At 62.0% G+C, this 21,786-nt stretch carries 22 protein-coding genes and 2 pseudogenes; 13 read left to right on the top strand and 11 right to left on the bottom strand.

What is annotated here, in order from left to right:
* A pseudogene (locus IOC61_RS11170) lies at positions 1-564 on the bottom strand (sodium:proton antiporter); the annotation flags it as partial.
* 95 nt (positions 565-659) lie between these two features.
* On the opposite strand from IOC61_RS11170, the gene cadR reads away from it, so the two are divergent.
* Positions 660-1,067 (top strand): Cd(II)/Pb(II)-responsive transcriptional regulator, encoded by a 408-nt coding sequence (gene cadR, locus IOC61_RS11165; RefSeq protein WP_004364961.1) that lies wholly within the window; start codon positions 660-662, stop codon positions 1,065-1,067.
* A gap of 114 nt (positions 1,068-1,181) precedes the next feature.
* Here the strand turns inward: cadR and IOC61_RS11160 are convergent, their stop codons facing one another.
* The 6 genes from IOC61_RS11160 to IOC61_RS11140 form a co-directional block, all read right to left on the bottom strand.
* Complete coding sequence (locus tag IOC61_RS11160) at positions 1,182-1,832, bottom strand: TVP38/TMEM64 family protein (RefSeq protein WP_299241265.1); 651 nt, start codon at positions 1,830-1,832, stop codon at positions 1,182-1,184.
* A gap of 105 nt (positions 1,833-1,937) precedes the next feature.
* On the bottom strand, positions 1,938-2,768 hold the full coding sequence (gene dsbG, locus IOC61_RS11155; protein WP_161629668.1) for a thiol:disulfide interchange protein DsbG: 831 nt from the start codon (positions 2,766-2,768) through the stop codon (positions 1,938-1,940).
* Positions 2,769-2,831: 63 nt separating this feature from the next.
* Positions 2,832-2,966, bottom strand: coding sequence for a hypothetical protein (locus IOC61_RS17810; RefSeq protein WP_023005305.1), 135 nt, complete (start codon positions 2,964-2,966; stop codon positions 2,832-2,834).
* Between the two features lie 26 nt (positions 2,967-2,992).
* Complete coding sequence (locus IOC61_RS11150; RefSeq protein ID WP_195688903.1) at positions 2,993-5,482, bottom strand: heavy metal translocating P-type ATPase; 2,490 nt, start codon at positions 5,480-5,482, stop codon at positions 2,993-2,995.
* A gap of 88 nt (positions 5,483-5,570) precedes the next feature.
* A complete protein-coding gene (locus tag IOC61_RS11145; protein ID WP_087720525.1) occupies positions 5,571-5,978 on the bottom strand; it encodes a heavy metal-responsive transcriptional regulator in 408 nt (135 codons plus the stop codon).
* 82 nt (positions 5,979-6,060) lie between these two features.
* Positions 6,061-6,693, bottom strand: coding sequence for a peroxiredoxin (locus tag IOC61_RS11140; RefSeq protein WP_023007340.1), 633 nt, complete (start codon positions 6,691-6,693; stop codon positions 6,061-6,063).
* A gap of 250 nt (positions 6,694-6,943) precedes the next feature.
* Here IOC61_RS11140 and IOC61_RS11135 point away from each other — a divergent pair, with 250 nt between their 5' ends.
* From IOC61_RS11135 to IOC61_RS11120, 4 genes are all read left to right on the top strand, one after another.
* Entirely contained in the window at positions 6,944-7,666 is a 723-nt protein-coding gene (locus IOC61_RS11135; protein WP_133483783.1) for a cytochrome c biogenesis CcdA family protein, read from the top strand.
* A gap of 100 nt (positions 7,667-7,766) precedes the next feature.
* A complete protein-coding gene (locus tag IOC61_RS11130; RefSeq protein WP_133483784.1) occupies positions 7,767-10,166 on the top strand; it encodes a heavy metal translocating P-type ATPase in 2,400 nt (799 codons plus the stop codon).
* Between the two features lie 38 nt (positions 10,167-10,204).
* A complete protein-coding gene (locus IOC61_RS11125) occupies positions 10,205-11,857 on the top strand; it encodes a multicopper oxidase family protein (protein WP_023007337.1) in 1,653 nt (550 codons plus the stop codon).
* 55 nt (positions 11,858-11,912) lie between these two features.
* Positions 11,913-12,548 carry a class I SAM-dependent methyltransferase gene (locus IOC61_RS11120; RefSeq protein ID WP_229333096.1) on the top strand — a complete coding sequence of 212 codons (636 nt, stop codon included), beginning with the start codon at positions 11,913-11,915 and terminating at the stop codon, positions 12,546-12,548.
* A gap of 25 nt (positions 12,549-12,573) precedes the next feature.
* Here the strand turns inward: IOC61_RS11120 and IOC61_RS11115 are convergent, their stop codons facing one another.
* The 4 genes from IOC61_RS11115 to IOC61_RS11100 all read right to left on the bottom strand — a co-directional run bounded on the left by IOC61_RS11115 (position 12,574) and on the right by IOC61_RS11100 (position 16,918).
* Complete coding sequence (locus tag IOC61_RS11115) at positions 12,574-13,875, bottom strand: ISL3 family transposase (protein ID WP_195688902.1); 1,302 nt, start codon at positions 13,873-13,875, stop codon at positions 12,574-12,576.
* Between the two features lie 311 nt (positions 13,876-14,186).
* Positions 14,187-15,422 (bottom strand): organoarsenical effux MFS transporter ArsJ, encoded by a 1,236-nt coding sequence (gene arsJ, locus IOC61_RS11110; protein WP_008958323.1) that lies wholly within the window; start codon positions 15,420-15,422, stop codon positions 14,187-14,189.
* Positions 15,415-16,446, bottom strand: coding sequence for an ArsJ-associated glyceraldehyde-3-phosphate dehydrogenase (locus IOC61_RS11105; RefSeq protein ID WP_008958324.1), 1,032 nt, complete (start codon positions 16,444-16,446; stop codon positions 15,415-15,417). The genes arsJ and IOC61_RS11105 overlap by 8 nt, the downstream gene beginning before the upstream one ends.
* Positions 16,447-16,492: 46 nt before the next feature.
* A complete protein-coding gene (locus IOC61_RS11100; protein WP_008958325.1) occupies positions 16,493-16,918 on the bottom strand; it encodes an arsenate reductase ArsC in 426 nt (141 codons plus the stop codon).
* A gap of 131 nt (positions 16,919-17,049) precedes the next feature.
* Here IOC61_RS11100 and IOC61_RS11095 point away from each other — a divergent pair, with 131 nt between their 5' ends.
* The 8 genes and pseudogenes from IOC61_RS11095 to IOC61_RS11060 all read left to right on the top strand — a co-directional run bounded on the left by IOC61_RS11095 (position 17,050) and on the right by IOC61_RS11060 (position 21,785).
* Positions 17,050-17,400 carry an ArsR/SmtB family transcription factor gene (locus IOC61_RS11095; RefSeq protein WP_008958326.1) on the top strand — a complete coding sequence of 117 codons (351 nt, stop codon included), beginning with the start codon at positions 17,050-17,052 and terminating at the stop codon, positions 17,398-17,400.
* A gap of 6 nt (positions 17,401-17,406) precedes the next feature.
* Positions 17,407-17,820, top strand: coding sequence for an arsenate reductase (glutaredoxin) (gene arsC, locus IOC61_RS11090; protein ID WP_008958327.1), 414 nt, complete (start codon positions 17,407-17,409; stop codon positions 17,818-17,820).
* 11 nt (positions 17,821-17,831) lie between these two features.
* A complete protein-coding gene (gene arsH / locus IOC61_RS11085) occupies positions 17,832-18,545 on the top strand; it encodes an arsenical resistance protein ArsH (protein WP_025733932.1) in 714 nt (237 codons plus the stop codon).
* A gap of 13 nt (positions 18,546-18,558) precedes the next feature.
* Complete coding sequence (gene arsB, locus IOC61_RS11080; RefSeq protein WP_195688901.1) at positions 18,559-19,659, top strand: ACR3 family arsenite efflux transporter; 1,101 nt, start codon at positions 18,559-18,561, stop codon at positions 19,657-19,659.
* A 3-nt stretch (positions 19,660-19,662) separates the two neighbouring features.
* Positions 19,663-19,956, top strand: a complete 294-nt coding sequence (locus IOC61_RS11075) for a CC/Se motif family (seleno)protein (protein WP_195688900.1) — start codon at positions 19,663-19,665, stop codon at positions 19,954-19,956.
* A 174-nt stretch (positions 19,957-20,130) separates the two neighbouring features.
* Positions 20,131-20,310 (top strand): annotated as a pseudogene (locus IOC61_RS17950) (hypothetical protein); the annotation flags it as partial.
* Between the two features lie 118 nt (positions 20,311-20,428).
* The gene (locus IOC61_RS11065; protein WP_195688899.1) at positions 20,429-20,683 is read left to right on the top strand and encodes a sigma factor-like helix-turn-helix DNA-binding protein; all 255 of its coding nucleotides are present in this window, start codon (positions 20,429-20,431) and stop codon (positions 20,681-20,683) included.
* Between the two features lie 91 nt (positions 20,684-20,774).
* Entirely contained in the window at positions 20,775-21,785 is a 1,011-nt protein-coding gene (locus IOC61_RS11060; protein WP_195688898.1) for a permease, read from the top strand.
* Position 21,786: the final 1 nt, after the last annotated feature.

Raw genomic sequence — 21,786 nt, 5'->3', positions numbered from 1 at the left:
TTGCAGTACACCAGCAAGATGCGCGGCACGTACCTGCATTTTCACGCTATGTCCAACCGCATAAAGGGCAAGCCCGTACACCGCCGCATCGGCAAAATTGTCCAGGGATTCTCCAATCAGGCCGGTGGACCGGGCGATCAGACCGGCAGTCATTTCCACCACGAACAGAAGTGCATTGATGCCGAGCAACCAGCGCAGGGTCCCGGATTCTTGCTTAGCAGAAGCTGCCGAAAACTCGGCGGCCTTGATGGTCTCCGGATTTGCAGCGACGGTTTCCTGAAGCGAGGCGCCTAGCCCCAAGGTCTTCAGTTTCGAGGTGACGGGCTCGACCTCGCCGTCATGCACGACCTTCAGCCGGCGGTTCGACAAGTCGAAGGACAGCGCCCGAATCTCCTCAAAGCCGTTCAGGGCTAGGCGAATCATTCGTTCTTCTGATGGACAGTCCATCTTCGGCACGGCATAAACACTGACCCATCTCCCTGGCGCCTCGGAGGAGGCCTGTATATCGGTATCCGCTGCGGACGTTGCATCACCGCCACAGGCGCCACCACAGGATTTGCTCATGATACGACTCCACTTGAACAATGTTGTGGTACCATTTAAAACTATAAAGCTACTATAAGGTCAATAGAGTAAAGAATCCGTTGGGGAGGAGGCTGATGCGCATTGGTCAGTTGGCGCAGTTGGTAGGGGTCGAAACACAGACGATCCGCTTCTATGAACAGCAGGGCTTGTTGCCGCCGCCTGATCGGCAGGACAACGGTTACCGTGTCTATACCGAGAAGCATGGTGAGGGGCTGGCCTTCATCCGTCGCTGCAGAATCCTGGGCCTGTCACTGGCTGAGATTCACGAACTACAGAGCTATCAGGACGACCCTCATCAGCCTTGTACCGCCGTCAACGCCTTGCTCGATGATCACATCTCTCATGTGCGGTCGCAGATAACCGCTCTGCAAGCGCTTGAGAAACAACTCGTTTCACTGAGAGCGAGTTGCAACGATGACCGGGAAGTTGAGGCGTGTGGGGTTCTTGCTGGAATTAGCGAAGGAAACATGCACCAGCAGTAGGTGAAGCATCAACCAGATAATCCGATGAGATGCCGGTCTGTCTCACTCTCATGCAAAGGTAAGATCAACCATTTAATCCGCTTACCCGGGCGAGGCAATCGGCATCGGCAGCCGTCAATTGGAGCTAGTCCGTCGCTTTCGATGCCGAGTCCACACAACTCTCGCCAGGAGCGGCAGGAGCGTGACCCCACTCGCGAGGATCAGCGCGACCGTGAGGCCACGGGAGTCGGCGGTAATCAGGACTTCGCCGAATATGACGATCAAGTAAGCCGTCGGAACCACCCCGGCCAGCGTGGCAATCAAGAAACGCCAGAAGGCCAGCGGTGTCAGGCCCGCCGCGTAGCTGACGGCATCGAACGAAATGAATGGCACCAATCGCGATGCGAATACGACGAGCATCAACCCGGTTTGAGAGCGTTCTCTGCCCAGCCAGTCGAGGATGGGACGAGTACGCGACCAGCGATGGATCACCTCATAGCCGAGCAGGCGGGCGATGCCGAAGGCGAGCAACGCGCCGGCCTCGGCACCGATGACCACATACGCCGTCCCCCATAGAGGGCCGTAGATCGCACCGGCCACCATGGCGATCGGCCCACTGGGTATCGGGCTCATGACAATGGCCGCTATCATCATGGCGATAATGGTCAATGGCCCCCAGCCCCCCAACTGGCCAACCCACTCACGCAGAGCCTGCTTATTGGTGAGCGTCGATAAGGCACCGGTCTCCATCAGGATCCAATAGAGGGTCACCAAGCCAATCAGCACAGAAGCTCCCAATATGAGCCTGTGCTTTACACCGAGCGTGCTTGCCATACTCATCTCAGTTGTGTGAGATGACATCTCATGTCACCCCTGTGCCGTTATGGCGTGTCATTCGACACCCAATATGTTGCGAAGCCGGTCGGTCGACACCGCACCATTGATGCGCTGCACATTACCTTCTTCATCGCGGTAATAGCTGGTCGGCGTTCCCGTGGCGCCGGCCTCGCGCATGAGCTGGGCATGCCGCCTAAGAAGCGCTCGACTCTCCTCCGACGGCACCACCGGACTGATGCCGCCATTGCGGAAGTTCAATTCATGGGTTTCGAGGGCTTTGGTTGGGTCATTCGACTCAAGGATCGCGGCCGCCTTGCGGAGACTGTCCTCTGACAGAACGCCGACCAGCACATGACGAAGCTGAAGCTCACCTTGATCGATTAGAGACCGTGAGCTCTTCCACAGCGCATTGCAGTAGGGACAATTGGGGTCGGTCAGCGTATACACGATATGTGACGCACTATCAGGTCCTTCCGGAATAAAGCGAGTGTCCTCGAACGCGCTCCAGGTAGCTTCCAGCATCGGTTCCAGCACCAGAGCTTGAAGTTGATTTTCCATTACAGCGTTGCCCTGAGGATCAATTAAGGTACCGATGATGGCGTGGTCGGAAGTGGAGGGAATATAAGCCGCCACGGGCTCATTATCATAGGACAAGGCATAACCTTGTATATCTCCCGGGGCATTAAAGGTTCCGTGGAATTTGAGTCCTTGATCCAATAATGCCGTAATCGATGCGGGCAGGGGTGTTCCAGTATCGGCTGTACTAATGGCCTGGTGGCCTTCAAGAGAATCGCCCCCCGTTTCCTCCGCCAGAGCGGGGAGCGTAATGAGACCGAACAGCCCTACAACAGCAAGGCAATAAGTGGAGTAGATGATTTTCTTCATGAACGGCCTCTTCATCGCTCTCTGATCAACCCGGGGAATCGAACCTGTCGTAGCGATTGGTTGTCAGCTATCACGCTTCTTTCCGAAGAACAGATACTTGGCGAGCGCGGCGACGCCAAGCACCAACGCAATAATCAGCAGGATGGAAATGAGCCCCATCCCCGCCATCCCCCACGTGCATGCTTCGCTTCCCATCATCCTGGTCTCCTGTTGACTTTCGCTGCTTAGGCCTGGTGGACTTGACCTGTCTGGGGTTCACCGCTCGTCACCGGCGAAGCGTCATCGATATCCGGCGTGAAGCGGCGTAGCCGCAACGAGTTGGTCAACACGAAGACGCTGGAGACGCTCATGGCGGCTGCCGCCAGCATGGGGCTGAGCAATACGCCGATGAACGGATAGAGCACGCCCGCCGCCACGGGGATCAGCGCCACGTTGTAGCCATAGGCCCAGACGAAATTCCCGATGATGGTCCGGTGGGTACGCTTGGAGAGCGCCACGGCATTGACGATTCCCCTCAGGTCGCCACGCATCAGCACTACGTCGCCGGCCTCGATGGCGATATCCGTCCCGGTACCGATGGCGATGCCCACGTCGGCCTGCGCCAACGCCGGGGCATCGTTGATCCCGTCGCCCACGAAGGCGACCTTGCCGCCCTCGGCCTGTAGTCGCTTGATCTCGTCCGCCTTCTGGTCAGGCAACACCTCGGCGAGTACGCGCTGAATGCCAACTTGACGAGCGATGGCGTCGGCCGTACCACGGTTGTCGCCGGTGAGCATGGCCACCTCCAGCCCCTGCGCCTTGAGTGCTGAAATGGCTTCGACCGAGCCCTCCTTGAGCGGATCGGCCACCGCGATGACCGCGGCGAGTCGGCCGTCCACCGCGGCATAGAGGGGGCTCTTGGCATCCTCGGCAAGCGCCTTGGCGCGCTCTTCCGCCTTGCCGAGCCCAATCCCGAGCCGGTTCATGTAGCGATCGGCCCCTATGTGAAGCCGGTGACCGGCGACGTCGGCTTCGATGCCGTAGCCCGGCTCGGCGCTGAAATGGCTGACGGCCGGCAGCTCGAGTCCACGTGCTCGGGCACCACGCACGATGGCCTCGGCGATGGGGTGTTCGCTCTGGGCTTCCACCGCCGCGACAAGGCGAAGCACCTCGTTCTCGTGCCCCTCGATCACTTCGAAGTCGGTCAGCTCGGGTCGCCCCTGAGTCAGGGTGCCGGTCTTGTCGAGCACGACGGTATCCATCTTGGCCAACGTCTCAAGCGCCGCGCCCTTGCGAAACAGCACTCCTATCTCGGCCCCCTTGCCGGTACTGACCATGATCGCGGTCGGGGTGGCCAGGCCCATCGCGCAGGGGCAGGCGATCAGCAGCACGCTCACCGTGGTAACGAAGGCGAAGGACAGCGCCGGGGCCGGCCCGAAGGCGAACCACACCCCGAAAGTGATCAGGGCGATGACGATCACTGCGGGCACGAACACCCCGGCGATCTTGTCGGCCAGTTGCTGGATCGGGGGCTTCTCGGCCTGGGCCGCTTCCACCATCTTGACGATCTGCGACAGCACGGTGTCGGCACCGACCCGCGTGGCGCGGAAGGTAAGCGCGCCGTTCTTGTTGATGGTGCCGCCGACGACTTCGGCATCCTGCTGCTTGGCAACCGGTACCGGTTCGCCACTGATCATCGACTCGTCGACGAAGGAATGGCCTTCCTCAACGATGCCATCCACCGGGATGCGCTCGCCCGGGCGGGCCAGGATGCGATCACCGGGCACGACGGCCTCGATCGGCACCTCGACCGCTTCACCATCGCGAATGACGCGGGCGGTTTTTGCCTGCAACTGCAGGAGCTTCTTGATCGCCTCGGAGGTGCGGCCTTTGGCGATGTGCTCGAAGTAGCGTCCCAACAGGATCAGCGTCACGATCACCGCTGCCGCCTCGAAGTAGCTCACGGCGGTACCAGCCGGGAAAAAGCCGGGCACCAGCAGGGCGGCGACCGAATAGAAGTAGGCGGCGCTCGAGCCGATCATGACCAGACTGTTCATGCCCGGGTTGAGATGCCGGAGTTCGGCATAGCCACCGCGATAGAAGCGTGCCCCGGCATAGAACTGCACGGGCGTGGTCAGCAGCCACTCGACGCCCATCCAGCCGCGATGCGGCATCATGCTCGCCAAGAGCGCATCAAAGGCGGGAATCACTTTTCCCATGGCGATGATGACCACCGGGATGGTGAGCACTGCCGCGAGCATGACCCGGTGGAGAAGCTGTCGTCCCTCGCGATCCTCGTCGTCCGCCTGCTGCTGCGACTCGGTTTCCTGCGGTTCATAGCCCGCCTCGCGGATGGCATGCTGAATGCGTGCCAGCGATACGGTCCCCGGCAGGAAACGGACGAAGGCCTTCTGGGTGGCGAGATTGACACTCACCTCCACCATGCCGGGCAGCTTGCCGAGCGCTCGTTCTATCCGCGAGACGCAGGATCCGCAGCTCATGCCGGTGACGGGAATCTCGAGGCTCTCCACCACCGGCTGATAGCCCGCCGTTTCGATAGCGTCGAGCAGGCTGGCCGTCGTGGAGCCTCCCTCCATCTGGATCGTCGCCTTCTGGGTGGCCAGGTTCACCTGAGCGTTAATCACGCCCGGCTGCTGGCCGAGGGCCCGCTCCACCCGTCCGACGCAGGACGCACAGGACATACCCCGAATCTCGATATCGACGTTTTCCGTCATTACTGTGGTCTCCTGGCTTAGTTACCTGCCGGCCCGGCGTGCGCGCTTCGGGACTCCGGCGTTACACTGCCGGAGGCGACGATGTCGCTCATTCGGCCTTCTCGGCGATGGCCTCGACGATCGGGCAGCCTTCCTGCATCGGCCCTTCGCCCGCACATTCGTCGAGTGTTTTCGACAACACGGCCTCGATCCGCGAGAGATGTCGAATTTGCTCGCGGATCTTGTGCAGTTTCTCTCCGGCGATGCGCTTGGCCTGCGCCCGGTCGCCGTTGGCATCCTGGAGGATCAACAGCTCACGGATTTCCTCGAGCGTGAAGCCCCACTGCTTGGCATGGACGATGAATTGCAGCCTGGCCACGGCATCCAGGGGATAACGCCGATAATTGGCGTCCGTCCGCTGGGGGGCGGGCATGAGTTTCTCTTTCTCGTAGAAACGAATCGCCTGGCTGGCGACCCCGCTGCGTTCGGCAAGCTCGCCGATACTGAGTGTTTGCATGGCTTCACCTCACGACACTGTGAATCGGAGCTTCCGACAGGCCGTCTGGGACAGGCGGCCTGATTCACGAGCCGTGGCTCCGTTAGTCCGGTTGACGCACGACTCGCAGGTAGGACGTCTTGGCGTTCCAACCCTCGGGGAAACGTTCTTTAGCGTCGTCATCCGAGAGCGACGGCAAGATGATGACATCGTCACCGTTTTGCCAGTCGACGGGTGTGGCCACCTTGTGCTTGTCGGTTAGCTGGAGCGAGTCGATGACCCGCAGGATCTCGTCGACGTTACGCCCGGTGCTGGGCGGGTAGGTCAAGGTCAGGCGGATTTTCTTGTCGGAATCGATAATGAAGACGGTACGCACCGTCACCTTGGGGTCGGCTTTCGGATGGATCATTCCATACAACTGAGCCACCACCTGGTCCGCGTCCGCCAGCAGGGGGTAGTTCAGGGCCGCGCCCTGGGTCTGCTCGATATCCTCCGCCCAGTCGTGGTGAGAAGCGAGGGGGTCGACCGACACCCCCACCAGCTTGACACCACGCGCGGCGAACTCGTCCTTGCGCCTGGCAAATGCGCCCAGTTCCGTGGTGCAGACTGGCGTATAATCGGCGGGGTGCGAGAACAGCACGGCCCAGTCCTTGCCCAGCCACTGATGAAAGCCAAGCGTGCCTTCGGTGGATTCGACCGTGAAATCGGGAGCTATCTCCCCTAGCTGTAGGGTCATCTCGCTATCCTTATCTATGGCAAGTGTCGGATGATGCACTACGCACGATAACCTTGAAGTCAACTTTAAGGTCAAGGGCTTTCGAAGGAAGGTGGGTTATCTCTTTAGATTATATCGATAGTCATTTATTCGTGATTGACCTTGAGGTAGACACAACCTTTAGAATCATCCGCCGAACCAAATGCGAAGCAGGCGGCTGGCCCCAGGCTGCTTCGCGCCCAGCACCTTGCCCCCCAGGAAGCGTAACGCCTTGGAATCTCTCTCTTCTATCGGTCTGATCGGTGCCTTCGCCGGCGGGTTGGTCTCCTTCTTCTCGCCCTGCACCTTGCCGCTGTTGCCGGCCTACCTGTCGGTGGTCACGGGCGGGAGTGCCGGCAAGGCCGATAGACGCCTGGAGGCATTGATCCTCAGTGCCTTCTTCGTCTTCGGCTTCAGCATCGTGTTCATCCTGTTGGGACTCGGCGCCAGTGGTATCGGCCAGCTGATGCGGGGGTATCGCCAGGAATTCAACTGGGTCGCCGGCTCGGCGGTGATCGTGCTGGGCCTGTTCATGACCGGTGTGTTCCGGTTGCCGCTGTTCCAGCGCACCCTTCAGTTCACACCGAAGGTCCAGGGTGGCTCCCCGCTGTCGGCGACGGTGTTCGGGGTCTCCTTCGCCATCGGCTGGACGCCCTGTATCGGCCCCATCCTGGGCGCCATCCTGATGGCCACCTCCAGCGCCGCCAGTGCCCAGGCCGGCATGCTCTATCTCAGCGCCTACTCGGCGGGCCTGGCGCTGCCTTTTCTCGCCAGCACCCTGCTGATCAATCGATTCGCCCTGCATCGGCAAAGTCTGGGTAGGTGGAGCGCCTATGCTCGCCCAGTTGCCGGCACGATCGTGATCCTGATGGGCATCGCCATCGTCTCGGGCACCATGACGCGGCTTTCCAGCATCATGGTCGACTGGTTTCCCTCGCTGGCGACACTGGGGTAGTCGGGTCGGCGGCGGTGGCAAGGTGTAACCTGTTCATATCAGCGAGGAGAAAGGCCACCGACCACGCAACAGGAACCTTTTGTACAATGGAGGGTTCGTCATGGAAAAAGACCCCGTTTGTGGCATGAGCGTCGATCCCGCCTCGACGGAGAGCGTCGAGCATCGCGGTGAGCGTTACCATTTCTGTAGCAAGCAGTGCGCCGAGCACTTTCGCGGGGATCCGGGCGTCGTGCTTGCCGCCACCTCGGCGGCTGCGTCGAAGCCCAGTGGCAAGGCCAATTATTTCTGCCCCATGTGTTCTGGCGTGGAGAGCGACGAGCCGGGGGAGTGTCCCAAGTGCGGCATGGCGCTGGAACCCGTCAAGCCGCAACCACCGTCGAGGGTCCAGTATACCTGCCCCATGCATCCGGAGGTGCGGCAGGATGAGCCCGGCGACTGCCCCAAGTGTGGCATGGCACTCGAGCCCACCCGCGTTTCCGGAGAGGAACGCAGCGCCGAGTTCCTCGACATGTTCCGACGTTTCTGGGTGGGCGGCCTGCTGACGCTGCCGGTACTGTTCGTCGCCATGGGCAGTATGCTGCCCGGCATCGGCCCTGGGTTGGACGAGGTGCTGCCCGCCGGCGGCGGGCACTGGATCGAACTGATCTTTGCTACGCCCGTGGTGCTATGGGCCGGATGGCCATTCTTCCTGCGTGGCTGGAGGTCTCTCGTCTCCCGCAACCTCAACATGTTCACGCTGATCGCCCTCGGTGTGGGGGCGGCCTATGGCTACAGTGTCGTCGCCACGCTCGCCCCGGCGGTCTTCCCGGCCACTTTCCGTGACGCCGATGGCTCGGTCGGCGTGTATTTCGAGGCGGCGGCGGTGATCGTCGTGCTGATCCTGCTCGGTCAAGTGATCGAGGCCCGCGCCCGCGAGAAGACCGGCAGTGCGCTGCGCGCGATCCTCGATCTCGCGCCGCCGACCGCACGACGCATCGATGCCGAGGGCAATGACGAGGAGGTCTCGCTCGACGAGCTGTGTACCGGTGACCGTCTACGGGTACGCCCCGGTGACAAGGTGCCGGTCGATGGCGAGGTGCTCGAGGGCCACAGCACGCTGGACGAGTCGATGGTGACCGGGGAGTCCCTTCCCGTCGAGAAGCGCGAGGGCGACACGGTCATCGGCGGCACCGTGAATGGTCAGGGCAGCTTCGTCATGCGCGCCGACAAGGTCGGCGAGGACACGGTGCTTTCGAAGATCGCGGAGATGGTGGCCGAAGCGCAGCGTTCGCAGCCGCCCGTGCAGCGGCTTGCCGACGTGGTCGCCGGCTATTTCGTCCCCGCGGTGGTTACCGTGGCGATCCTGGCATTTATTGCCTGGGGGATCTGGGGGCCACCGCCGGCGATGGCCTACGCGGTGATCGCCGCGGTATCGGTGCTGATCATCGCGTGTCCCTGTGCGCTCGGCTTGGCGACGCCGATGTCGATCCAGGTTGGGGTCGGTCGCGGGGCCCGGGCGGGCGTGTTGATCAAGAATGCCGAGGCACTGGAACGTTTCGAGAAAGTCGACACCCTGGTCGTCGACAAGACCGGCACCCTCACCGAGGGTAAACCCCGGGTCGTATCCCTCGAGCCCGTTTCCGGCAGCGATGAAACGCAGTTGCTGCAACTTGCCGGCAGCCTCGAGCGAGGCAGCGAACATCCGTTGGCCGAGGCCATTGTCAGTGCTGCGCAAGAGCATCATGTCGAGCTGAGCGATGCCAGCGATTTCGAGGCGGTGACCGGCATGGGGGTCACCGGTCGGGTCGAAGGACGCGAGCTTGCGCTTGGCAATGCCCGGCTGCTCGAAACACGTGGTGTGGAGGCGCGGGAATGGACGCAGCGTGCCGAGACGCTGCAAGCCGAAGGGCAAACCGTGATGTTCCTGGTGGCCGATGATCAGGTCATGGGACTCATCGGTGTCGCGGACCCGATCAAGGAAACCACCGCACAGGCGATCCGGACGCTCAAAGAGGATGGCCTGCGCCTGGTTATGCTCACCGGCGACAACCGTACCACCGCCGAAGCCGTGGCGCGCCAACTTGGTATCGACGAAATTGAAGCGGACGTACTGCCGGAAGATAAGGGGCGTATCGTGCGCGAGCATCGCGAGGCCGGGCGCGTGGTCGCCATGGCCGGCGACGGCGTCAATGACGCCCCCGCCCTGGCCGAGGCTGACGTCGGTATCGCCATGGGCACGGGGACCGATGTCGCCATCCAGAGCGCGGGGGTGACCCTGGTGAGAGGGGATCTCTCCGGCATTGTTCGCTCCCGCCATCTCAGTCGCCGGGTGATGCGCAATATCCGCCAGAACCTGTTTTTCGCCTTCGTCTACAACAGCCTGGGGGTGCCTCTGGCCGCCGGGGTGCTGTTTCCGTTCACCGGCTGGCTGCTCAGTCCCATCTACGCCGCCGCCGCGATGAGCCTGAGCTCGGTCTCGGTCATCGCCAACGCACTGAGGCTACGCGCCGCCAAGCTATGAGCCGGGGCCGCCGACAACCATAGAAGAGGGGGAGCATCATGGCTTATGTCGACCTGCAGCGACGTAGCGTATTGCGCCGCATCGGCGGTGTGGCGGCGTTGTCGACCCTGGTGGGGGCCGGGGTATGGCTCGGGGGATATCGCCCCGCTCTGCGGGCGGCGTCCGCGTCGACGGCCATGGAGGGGCCCTTCGACGTCGACCTGCGTGTGCGAGCCCACCCGGACAAGGTGGCTATCCTGCCCGGTGCGCCCAGCGACGTCTGGCGCTACACGGCCGAGCGAATCGTCGGGCCTGAAGATACCCTGACGCCCGTGGGTGAGAGTTATACGGGGCCATTGATTCGCCTGCGTCGTGGTCAGCGCTTGCGGGTACGCATCGACAACGATCTCCCCGAAGACACCACCGTGCACTGGCATGGGCTGCACGTGCCGCCAGAAATGGACGGTCAGCCGCGCCTGCCGATCGCTCCGGCGACGAGCACGACGCTCGCCTTCGATGTCGTGGATCGCGCCGGTCTGTACTGGTACCACCCCCATCCTCACGGCCCCAACGGTGGCCGGGTCGGCTTTCAGAGTTACGCCGGCCTTGCCGGTCCACTGATCATCAACGACGACGCCGAGCGTGCCTTGGAGCTCCCCGACGGAGAGCGGGAACTGGTCCTCATCCTGCAGGATCGCACCTTTAGCAATGGCAATGAGCTTCAGTACATCGACGATGGTGGCATGGGGGCGATGATGACCCGCATGCAGGGCTTTCGCGGGGAGCGGGTACTGGTGAACGGCCACCCGGACGCGCGACGCGAGGTGTCCACGCAGCCATATCGATTGCGCCTGCTCAACGGCTCCAACTCGCGCATCTACAAGCTGGCCTGGAGCGATGGCCGGGCGGTGACCGTCATCGGCACCGACGGTGGCCTGCTCGCCAAGCCCGAGCGGCGCCGCTCGGTCACACTGGCGCCGGCCCAACGGATCGATCTGTGGGTCGATTTTGGCGACACCGAGCCGGGAGAGTCCGTACAGCTGGTGAGCGAGGAGTACCAACTCGGCATGATGGGCGAGCGAATGGGCGACATGATGGACCGGGGCATGATGGGCGATCGAATGGGCGGCATGATGGATCGAGGGATGATGGGTGATCGAATGGGCGAGATGATGGATCGAGGCATGATGCGCGACATGATGGGAAGCGAGCGGCTCTCGCTAGTTACCTTCGCCGTCGTCGCACGGGCGAACGATGCGGAAACCCTGCCGGAACGCTTGGCTCAAGACCTGCCGGCCTCCCCGGTTCAGGCCGATACGCCAGTACGCCGCTTCGAGCTGGGCATGCGCATGATGCAGGGGTTCACGATCAACGGCCGGCAGATGGAGGGCGCGACGGTGGCAGATGACGAGATCGTCCGGCTGGCGCAGACGGAGATCTGGGAGTTCGTCAACAACACCATGATGCCGCACCCCATGCACGTTCATGGACTGCAATTCCTGGTTCAGGAGCGGATATCGGCGGGCGGCAAGACGGACCTGCACGATGGGATCATCGACGCGGGATTGCATGACACGGTGCTGGTGTTCCCAGAGGAACGGGTGCGCATCGCTCTGACCTTCAAGGACTTCGAGGGGTTCTACATGTACCACTGCCACAACATGGAGCATGAGGATGCCGGTATGATGCGCTACTTCAAGGTGGTGGCATAACGAACCGGTCTGGTTTCGATCACACCGTATTTCGATCACCTGGCAACCACACGGGATGACGATACAGATGTCCTTCTACGAGAATCGTGTTCTGCCGCATTTCCTCCACCTGGCGTGTGGCAACACGGTGGTCGATCGTCAGCGGGCGGCCGTGGTGCCGCAAGCCCGGGGCCGTGTTCTGGAGGTGGGTATGGGGTCCGGGCTCAATATTCCCCACTACGATCCGGACCGGGTCGAGCTGGTCTGGGGGCTCGAGCCTTCCGAAGGCATGCGACGCAAGGCCCGCCACAACGTCATCGGCGCACCGTTCGAGGTGCGCTGGCTGGACCTGCCGGGCGAGGAGGTTCCTCTCGACGACAACAGTGTCGATACCGTGGTGCTCACCTACACCCTTTGCACGATTCCGGACTGGCACCGGGCGCTGGAGCAGATGCGTCGCGTGCTCAAGCCGGGTGGCCAACTGCTGTTCTGCGAACACGGCACGGCACCTGATGAGGCCGTGCGCCAGTGGCAGGATCGCGTCAACCCCCTGTGGCGCAAGGTGGCGGGGGGCTGCCATCTCAACCGTGCCATCCCCGAGCTCATCGAGCACGCTGGCTTCCGTATCCAGCGAATGGAGACGGGCTATCTACCGAAAGTTCCGCGGTTCGCTGGCTTCAATTTCTGGGGGGTATCCGGATTAAGTGGTTGATGATCCCCTTTGACCCACCAAAACCTTAATCCTCCCAGAAGGTTGATAGATCGACGCCGTAGTTCTTCTCGGCCTCGGGGAGACCCATGCTGTAGGTCATGGTGGCCTTGCCCAGGAACGGAGACTCCTTGGTCCGCGGCGCCTTCTTCTTGTGCTTGGCGGTGTAGAGCATCCGGGCCCGCATGACCTCGAATGAGTAACCCCGGCCATCGCGGTTCTTGTCCTTGGCCAGCCGGTTGATCGACTCCGTGAAGGCATTGGTGATCGGGATGTCGGTCTCGAAGTAGGTCAGCATCTCCTCACGCCAGCCACTGACAGCGCTGACGAGATCCTTCCATACCTCCTTCTGCCCCTGCGGGATGCCGTCAATCCAGGCAGCGAACGACTTCTCAGCATCCCGCCGGGTGGCACAGTCCCAGATGTGGTAGAACCGCTCCTTGTGCTCATAGGCTGCCAGGAGCTGGGGGAAGGCCCCTGTCCAGGTTTCCATGATGAGACGCTCGCGGTCTGAGACGTCGTGAGCCCGCTTCAGCAGGATCTTCCGGTCGCCCTTAAGGGTTCGTCGCTGGTTGGCCGTCAACTCCTTCCTGAGCCCCTTGCGGACCTTCTCCAGGGCTTCGTTGGCCATACGCACCACATGGAACTTATCGACCACAATGCGGGCCTGTGGCAGCACCGCCTGAACGGCACGGCGGTAGGGCTTCCACATGTCCATGCTGACGATCTCGACCTTGTCGCGCTCAGTCATGCTCATGAGCCGCTTCGTCACCGCGTCCTGCTGACGACCGGGCAGCAGGTCTAACAGAGTACGCTCCTCCAAGTTGGTCAGGATGCAGCGGTAGCGGCGATTCAGGTACAGCTCGTCGATGCCCAGGCAACGAGGAGTCTCGAAGCGGTGCCAAATCGCCAGGAACTCAGCCTTTTTCTTGAAGATTTCGCGTATGGTCTTCTCATCGAGGCCCGTGGTATCGGCTACATAGGCGTAGGGGTGGTTGAAGGCCTCCTTTTCAACATGGCTGTAAAGCCTCCGCGTCATGCGATGAGTGTCCACCATCTCGGGGAGCGTCGGACGGAATGTCTTTCCGCAGGCTCGACATGTGTACCGGCGACGGACCACCCAGAGGGTGACCCGCTTGCCGTGGATGGGTAGGTCACGATAGGCCACATCGCGCTTGCCGAACCTGACAAACTCATTCTCAACGCCGCATTCCTCGCAAGCTAGAGGCTCAGGAGCTTCGATCTGGTAGTGGAGATCATGCTCTTCCACCTTGGTGCCCAGGACGTGGTATTCCGGCAGGTGGAGAATGTTGTCAGAAAAGTGCGTCATATCTTGGGCGTTTTCGTGGCAAGTATGTTTATCGGGATAGTGCCTGTTTGGCATTGAGGACGATGCCAGCTACATGGTGACGAGAATGCCGCCACTGACCTTGAGGCCGTGGATGATCCCCTGGTTGAGGGGACCGTTGAGCACGGCGGCGCCCAGCGCGAACAGCGACGGTAGAGCCTGCGTCGTGTGCTTCCCTTGTACTAATCACGGAGGGCAGGCCCCCTTGCGCTCCATCGAATGCAGCATGGGGTAGAGGGTCCTGGGGCTCAGTCGATAGCCGTGGGGCAAGGTCAGCGTCGGGTAGCCCCACATCATTCCCCAGACGCCTCCTGTGGCAGCGCAAGAGCCATCAGGGCGCTGGCCGCCACCAGAGCGGCCGAGATCCACAGACAGGCGGCCAGGCCATACACCTGGTACACCCAACCGGAGAGTAGTGTGCCGGCGAGGCGGCCCATGGCGTTGGCCATGTAATAGAAGCCCACGTCCATGGAGACGCCATCGGCGCGGGCATAGTGCACGATCAGGTAGCTGTGCCAGCTGGAGTTGACGGCGAAGAGCACGCCGAAGGCCAAAAGCCCCGTCACCAACCAGCCCACTTCGGCCAGGGGCAGCAGGGCCAGCAGCGCTGGCAAGCCGGCCAGGGCCAACGCCCAGAACACGGTGACGGCCCGCGCCCCGCCCTTGACCAGGCCGGTGAGGCGCGGCGCCTGGGTCTGCACCCCACCATAGCCGATCACCCAGATAGCCAGCAGGCCGCCCACCGTCCAATGGCTCCAGCCGTGCTGGTCGTAGAGGAACACCGGCAACGCCACCACGAACCACACGTCCCGGGAGGCGAACAGGCATAGCCGCGCCGCCGAGAGCACGTTGATGGCCCGGGACTTGGAGAACACCTCGGTGAACTTGGGCTTGCGCTTCTGGCGACCCAGGTCAGCCTTGAGCCTTATCAGCGACAGCGTCAACACCGCGACGAGCATCAATGCCATGGCGATGACCGCACCGCGGAAGCCGATCAGAGTCAGCAGCAGGCCGCCGAGGAAGAAACCGGCCCCCTTCAGCGCGTTCTTGGAACCGGTGAGGATCGCTACCCAGCGGTAGAGGGCACTGCCGGCACTAGGGCTGTCCTTGGGCACCAGCACCTTGACCGCGCTCTTGGCGCTCATCTTGTTGAGGTCCTTGGCGATGCCCGAGAGCGCTTGGGCGGCCATCACCCAGGGCACGGTTAGCGCCGCGGCGGGCACCATCAGCATGACCAGCGCGACGATCTGCAGGCCGAGGCCCACGTTCATGGTGCGGTTGAGGCCCAGGCGTGCCCCCAGCCAGCCCCCCACCAGGTTGGTGACTACGCCGAAGGCCTCGTAGAAGAGGAACAGCAGCGCCACCTCCAGCGGTGAGTAGCCCAACTGATGGAAGTAGAGCACCACCAACATGCGCAGGGCACCGTCGGTGAGGGTGAAGGCCCAGTAGTTGCCGGTGATCAGCAGGTACTGGCGCACCTCGAAGGGCAGCCCCTTCAAGCGGATCCCGAGCTTCCCTGCCTCAGACATGGCCCACCTGCTCACTCCCCACCTTCATCGCCAGCTCGGCGGTCCGGTTGGCGTAGCCCCACTCGTTGTCATACCAGGCGTAGAGCTTGAGCTGGGTGCCGTTGACCACCATGGTCGAAAGCGCGTCGATGATCGAGCTGCGCGGATCGGTACGGTAGTCGATGGAGACCAGCGGGCGCTCCTCGTAGCCCAGGATGCCGGCTAGCGGGCCCTCGGCGGCGGCCTTCAGAGCAGCATTGACCTCGTCCACCGTCACCTCGCGTTCGAGTTCGAAGACCATGTCGGTGAGCGAGGCGTTGGCCAGGGGCACCCGCACGGCGTGGCCGTTCAGCTTGCCCTCGAGCTCGGGAAAGATGGCGGTGATCGCCTTGGCCGAGCCGGTGGTGGTGGGAATCAGGCTCATGCCGCAGGCACGGGCTCGGCGCAAGTCCTTGTGGGGGGCGTCGAGGATGGTCTGGGTATTGGTGATATCGTGGACGGTGGTCATGGAGCCGTGGCGGATGCCATAGGTCTCGTGGATAACCTTGACCACCGGCGCCAGGCAGTTGGTGGTGCAGCTCGCCGCGGTGACGATGCGGTGTGTCTCAGGATCGTAGCGGTCGTCATTGACCCCCATCACCACGTTCAGCACGCCCTCTTCCTTCACCGGCGCGCTTACCACCACCCGACCGACGCCCTGGTCCAGGTAGGCCTGCAGTTTCTCGCGGGTCTTGATCTTGCCCGAACACTCGATGACAACGTCGCAGCCCGACCAGTCGCTGTCGGCCGTGGCGACCTTGGAGGTAAAAGCTAGGCGCCGACCGTCGATGAGGATGTCCGCCTCGGTGGCGTCGATTCCCTTTCCCGGTGCCCAGTGGCCATGCACCGAGTCGAACTCCAGCAGGTGGGCGAAGGTGGCAGCGTCACCGCCCGGATCGTTGATCAAGCCGATCTCGACCTCGCCCGATTCGACGGAGCGCCAGAGGCTGCGCAGCGTCAATCTGCCAATGCGTCCGAAGCCATTGATACCAATACGCAGAGTCATAGTTACCTCGCTTTGAATTTAGTCGTGGGTCTCGATGGATCGAGGTTCAGCGCTCGATGTCGTCGCGCTCCTGGATCTCCAGCCAGAGCAATAGCCGATGACGGATTTCGGCCAGCGCCTGCTCGTAGGCATCCCACCGCTCGATAAGGCGAGGATCGCGGATATCCCAGTAGAGATACTCATCACTGCTGCCCTGCCAGTCACGGCATGCCTGCTGGGCCTTGTCACAAAGCACGATCACCGAATCGAAATGCTCACCGGCGAAATCGCCCAGGGACTTGCTGGCGAGCCCCTGAGTGTCGATACCTAGCTTGCTCAAGGTAGCCAAGGTGATCTCATGGGGGCGATCCGGCTCGGAACCAGCGCTGAACGCCTCAAAGCGGTCTCCCGCCAGGTGACGTAACAGGGCTTCGCCCATCAGGGACCTGGCCGAGTTGGCATTGCACAGGAACAGAACACGTCGCAGTCTCATCAGTTGACCCTCATTGATGCGGGCTTGCATATGTGCGGATAGAAAGATGTTGCGTGCTGCTAGGACGTTCTACGCTTCTACCTTGAGTGAACGACTTGACACGCCCCCAATAATTCCATAATTTTGGAAATATGGAAACATCAAACGTAATCGAGAGCTTTTCCGCTCTTGCCCAGGAGACACGCCTGGCGGTCTTTCGCCTGCTGGTACGCCAGGAACCGGATGGGCTCGCCGCCGGCGAGCTCGCACGGCAGCTATCGGTGCCCCATGCCACGATGTCGGCGCACCTGTCTGTGCTGTCGCGGGCAGGTCTGGTGGTATCCCGTCGTCAGGGGCGCTCGATCATCTATCGGGCGAATCTAAACCACATGCAGGAAGCCATCCGCTTCCTGGTGCGCGACTGCTGCGCGGGGCATCCGGAGGTGTGTGGCCCCTTAGCGGAGTCCCTGATCGGTTACACTCCGAATCAAGATAAGGAATGAAACAGTATGCTTCCCCAGATCTATCACAACCCGAACTGCGGCACATCACGCAATACCTTGGCGATGATGAGGGCCTCTGGTGAACCTCCCGAGATCATCGAATATCTCAATACGCCCCCAAGCCGGGAACGCATCGTGGAGCTGCTGGCGAAGATGGGTATCTGCCCTCGGGATCTACTGCGGCGCAAGGGAACCCCCTACGAGGCATTGGGGCTGGACGACCCGGCGTTGACGGATGATCAGCTGATCGATGCCATGCTGGCGGAACCGATTCTGATCAATCGACCGATCGTGGTGACACTGAAGGGTGCCAGGCTATGCCGACCATCGGAGACGGTGCTGGATCTCCTTGACCACCCAGTAGCGCACTTCATCAAGGAAGATGGTGAAGTCATCCATTACCCAGGAATCGCGCCATGAAAGACATCAAGATGCCGGCAGACCTCCCCAATATTGATCCTTCCCAGTTGCGTTCCATCGACACGACACTGTTGGCAGGCCCCGAGGCCCCCCAGCATGCGCCACGTATTTTGGTGCTCTACGGATCCCTGCGAGAACGATCCTACTCACGTTTCGTTGCCGAGGAAGCCGGGCGACTGCTGCGTTGGTTCGGATGCGAGGTGCGGACTTACAACCCTAGCGGCCTGCCCTTGCCGGATGATGCGGGGGCTGACCACCCCAAGGTTCAGGAGTTACGCGAGTTGGCCGAGTGGTCGGAAGGCATGCTGTGGGTCAGTCCCGAACGCCATGGTGCCATGACGGCCATCATGAAGGCCCAGATCGACTGGATTCCGTTGTCACTAGGCGGCATTCGTCCCACTCAGGGGAAGACCCTGGCCGTGATACAGGTATCAGGCGGGAGCCAGAGCTTTAACGCGGTTAACCAAATGCGCATCCTCGGTCGTTGGATGCGCATGGTGACGATCCCCAATCAGTCTTCGGTACCGAAAGCTTTCAATGAATTCGACGAAGATGGCCGCATGAAGCCCTCTCCTCTGTACCTCCGCATAGTGGATGTTTGCGAGGAACTGACCAAGTTCACCCTGATGATCCGAGGACGAAGCGACTACTTGACAGACCGCTACTCTGAGCGAGTGGAAAGCGCGGAAGACGTTTCTCGGCGCGTGAATCAATGTGCCATCTGATAGGAGTCACACCATGACCGCACTCCAAGAATCCCAAGCCCCAAGCGCCACCGAGGGCATGGGTCGTTTCGAGCGTTATCTTTCGGTATGGGTGGCGATGGCCATCGTCGCCGGCGTACTGCTGGGCCAGTTCGCCCCGGCGGTGCCCGAAACCCTCTCGCGCTTCGAAGTCGCCCAGGTGTCGATCCCAGTAGCCATCCTCATCTGGGCGATGATCTTCCCGATGATGGCGCAGATCGACTTTACCGCTGTGCTCGGTGTGCGCCGCCAGCCCAAGGGGCTTGTCATCACTACCACGGTGAACTGGCTGATCAAGCCCTTCACCATGTTCGCCATCGCCTGGTTTTTCCTGATGGTGCTGTTCAGGCCCTTCATTCCCGAAGAGCTGGCCAGCCAGTACCTTGCCGGTGCCATCCTGCTGGGGACCGCGCCATGTACCGCTATGGTCTTCGTGTGGAGTTACCTGACCCGCGGCGATGCTGCTTACACTCTTGTCCAGGTGGCGGTCAACGACCTGATCATGCTGTTCGCCTTCGCCCCCATCGTGATCCTGCTGCTCGGCGTGTCGAACATCCAGGTACCCTACGACACGGTGGCGCTGTCGGTGGTGCTCTACATCGTCATCCCGCTGGCCGCCGGTTACCTGACCCGGCGCACCCTGATCGCCCGTCGCGGCATCGAGTGGTACGACAACGTCTTCATGAAAAAGGTAGGACCGATCACGCCCATCGGCCTGATTATCACCCTGGTGCTGTTATTCGCCTTCCAGGGCGATGTCATACTCAACAACCCGCTGCACATCGTGCTGATCGCCATCCCGCTGATCATCCAGACCTTCCTGATCTTCTTCATCGCCTATGGCTGGGCCAAGGCGTGGAAAGTGCCCCACAACGTGGCGGCGCCCGGCGCGATGATCGGTGCCAGCAACTTCTTCGAGCTGGCGGTGGCCGCCGCCATCGCGTTGTTTGGGCTACAGTCCGGTGCGGCGCTGGCCACGGTGGTGGGCGTACTGGTGGAGGTCCCGCTGATGCTCGCCCTGGTGGGCATTGCCAACAAGACCCGCCACCACTTCCCCGGCGCCGAGACGCAGGTCCACGCCGAGGCCAGGGGCTGACCCATGGCCATCGAGGTCAGTGAACGCGCCCGGGAATGGTTGAAGAAGAAGGGCGGCGTAGCCACGGTGCGTCTCTCACCCCGGCACGGCTGCTGTGGTGGTGGAGCCGATATCGCCGTGGCGGAGACCAGAGCACCGGATATCCCAGAGCGCTATACCCGCCTCGAGCGCGATGGCCTTGTGCTCTATATCGATCCGAAGTTGCTCGACCAGGGCCTGAGGCTCGACGTCGAGGGCTTTCTGGGCTTGAGTCATCTCTTTGTGGAGGGTGCCTCTCCCACCCGTTCGAAGGAGTAACACCATTTTAAAGCACATCGTGGGAGCGTCGCGGCATCGTCACCCTGTGCATCGGCGGCGGGCAGGGCATCGCCCTGGCGCTGGAAAGCCTCTGATGACAGGACGCTGGCACGCCATGGCGTGCCAGCGGCGTTATCCTGCTCCCCGCACCAAGCGCCGCCCAAAGAGAATCGTATGACGGTCGATCCCGATCATCAGCCCTGCATCGAGTCTGCCTGGCAAAACCACCGGGACGAGCTCCGCGGTTTCCTGATCCGGCACAGCGGTGATCGCGATGCCGCCGATGACCTCCTGCAGACCGTCTATGCCAAGGCGCTGACCCACCGACGTCAGTTCTGCGAACTGGATTCTCCGCGTGCCTGGCTGTTTCGTGTGGCCCGCCATCAGTGGATCGATCAGCAGCGGCGTGCGAAACACTGGACGGACGAGGCCCCCCCCCGAGATCGCTACAGAATCGCCGACGGCCTCACCCATGGAGAGCCTCGTCGACTGCATCGAACGTGCGCTGCCCCATCTCGAGCCGCAGGACCGGGACATTCTGCGTCGCTGCGACCTGGAAGGACGCCGCCAGGCGGACTATGCCGACGACCATGGTCTGGGCCTGCCGGCCACCAAGGCGCGGCTGCGTCGGGCCCGGCAGCGACTGCGCAAGCGTCTCATTGCCCAGTGCGGCATCGTCTTCGACGAGCAGGGCGGCATCTGCTGCCATCGCGCCCATCAAGGATAAGCGAGATTTTTTGCATCGCGCCGGTATCCTTTTGCCTCCTGCTGCGTCTTCCTGGGTGACACCGAACTAAATCCACAGGGAGAGGATGAACATGCTGGAGGCTTTTACCCGGCTGGCCGACTGGCTGATCTATGGCGTCGCGGGCCTGGACTCCGAGAGCAAGCTCGGCGACTCGCTGCACTTCTTCGTTGAAGACACCACCAAGATCTTCGCGCTGCTGGTGGTGATGATCTACGTCATCGCCTTGATGCGCGCCTCGCTGAATCTGGAGCGGGTGCGCCACTACATCCAGCAGAAGCATCGTTTGTCAGGCTACGGCCTGGGCGCCGGCTTCGGTGCTATCACCCCCTTCTGCTCCTGCTCGAGCATCCCGCTGTTCCTGGGCTTCACCAGCGCCGGGATCCCGCTGGGCATCACCATGGCCTTCCTGTTCACCTCGCCGATCATCAACGAGGTGGCGGTGATCATGCTGTGGAGCCTGCTGGGCTGGGAGTTCACCCTGGTCTACATCGCCATCGGCATGGCGGTGGGCATCGGCGGCGGGATGCTCCTCGATGCCCTGAAGGGCGAGCGCTGGCTGAAGGACTTCGCGGCCAAGGCCTACCAACAGGCCGCTGCGACGCCTCATGGCGAAGAGCCCACTCCCGAGGCGCCCTCCCTCACACTGAAGGACCGCCATGAGTTTGCACGGGACGAACTCAAGGAGATTGTCGGGCGGATATGGAAGTGGGTGATCATCGGCGTCGGCCTGGGTGCCGGCCTGCATGGCTTCGTGCCGGACGGCTGGTTCGCCGACAACCTGGGCAGCGGCCAGTGGTGGAACGTGCCCGCCGCCGTGCTGGCGGGGCTTCCGCTCTACTCCAACGCCACCGGTGTCATCCCGGTGATGGAGAGCCTGATCCTCAAGGGGCTGCCGGTGGGCACCACCCTGGCCTTCTGCATGAGCACCGTGGCGGCCAGCTTCCCCGAGTTCATCATGCTCAAGCAGGTCATGCAGTGGCGACTGCTGGCCACCATCTTCGTCATCCTGCTGGTCAACTTCATGATCGTTGGCTGGCTGATCAACCTGCTGAGCCCCTGGCTGTTCAGCGGGCTTCTCTAAG

It is taken from the genome of Halomonas sp. KAO, from assembly GCF_015595025.1.
In the GTDB taxonomy this organism is placed as follows: Bacteria; Pseudomonadota; Gammaproteobacteria; order Pseudomonadales; family Halomonadaceae; genus Halomonas.
Note: the sequence above shows the minus strand (reverse complement) of the source record. Positions and strands in the feature narration are given on the sequence as shown.

Coding starts and splice junctions, on each gene's coding strand:
- cadR (WP_004364961.1), top strand. CDS start 660: ATGCGCATTGGTCAGTTGGCGCAGTTGGTAGGGGTCGAAACACAGACG.
- dsbG (WP_161629668.1), bottom strand. CDS start 2,768: ATGAAGAAAATCATCTACTCCACTTATTGCCTTGCTGTTGTAGGGCTG.
- IOC61_RS17810 (WP_023005305.1), bottom strand. CDS start 2,966: ATGATGGGAAGCGAAGCATGCACGTGGGGGATGGCGGGGATGGGGCTC.
- IOC61_RS11150 (WP_195688903.1), bottom strand. CDS start 5,482: ATGACGGAAAACGTCGATATCGAGATTCGGGGTATGTCCTGTGCGTCC.
- IOC61_RS11145 (WP_087720525.1), bottom strand. CDS start 5,978: ATGCAAACACTCAGTATCGGCGAGCTTGCCGAACGCAGCGGGGTCGCC.
- IOC61_RS11140 (WP_023007340.1), bottom strand. CDS start 6,693: ATGACCCTACAGCTAGGGGAGATAGCTCCCGATTTCACGGTCGAATCC.
- IOC61_RS11130 (WP_133483784.1), top strand. CDS start 7,767: ATGGAAAAAGACCCCGTTTGTGGCATGAGCGTCGATCCCGCCTCGACG.
- IOC61_RS11125 (WP_023007337.1), top strand. CDS start 10,205: ATGGCTTATGTCGACCTGCAGCGACGTAGCGTATTGCGCCGCATCGGC.
- IOC61_RS11120 (WP_229333096.1), top strand. CDS start 11,913: ATGACGATACAGATGTCCTTCTACGAGAATCGTGTTCTGCCGCATTTC.
- IOC61_RS11115 (WP_195688902.1), bottom strand. CDS start 13,875: ATGACGCACTTTTCTGACAACATTCTCCACCTGCCGGAATACCACGTC.
- arsJ (WP_008958323.1), bottom strand. CDS start 15,422: ATGTCTGAGGCAGGGAAGCTCGGGATCCGCTTGAAGGGGCTGCCCTTC.
- IOC61_RS11105 (WP_008958324.1), bottom strand. CDS start 16,446: ATGACTCTGCGTATTGGTATCAATGGCTTCGGACGCATTGGCAGATTG.
- IOC61_RS11100 (WP_008958325.1), bottom strand. CDS start 16,918: ATGAGACTGCGACGTGTTCTGTTCCTGTGCAATGCCAACTCGGCCAGG.
- IOC61_RS11095 (WP_008958326.1), top strand. CDS start 17,050: ATGGAAACATCAAACGTAATCGAGAGCTTTTCCGCTCTTGCCCAGGAG.
- arsC (WP_008958327.1), top strand. CDS start 17,407: ATGCTTCCCCAGATCTATCACAACCCGAACTGCGGCACATCACGCAAT.
- arsH (WP_025733932.1), top strand. CDS start 17,832: ATGCCGGCAGACCTCCCCAATATTGATCCTTCCCAGTTGCGTTCCATC.
- arsB (WP_195688901.1), top strand. CDS start 18,559: ATGACCGCACTCCAAGAATCCCAAGCCCCAAGCGCCACCGAGGGCATG.
- IOC61_RS11075 (WP_195688900.1), top strand. CDS start 19,663: ATGGCCATCGAGGTCAGTGAACGCGCCCGGGAATGGTTGAAGAAGAAG.
- IOC61_RS11065 (WP_195688899.1), top strand. CDS start 20,429: ATGGAGAGCCTCGTCGACTGCATCGAACGTGCGCTGCCCCATCTCGAG.
- IOC61_RS11060 (WP_195688898.1), top strand. CDS start 20,775: ATGCTGGAGGCTTTTACCCGGCTGGCCGACTGGCTGATCTATGGCGTC.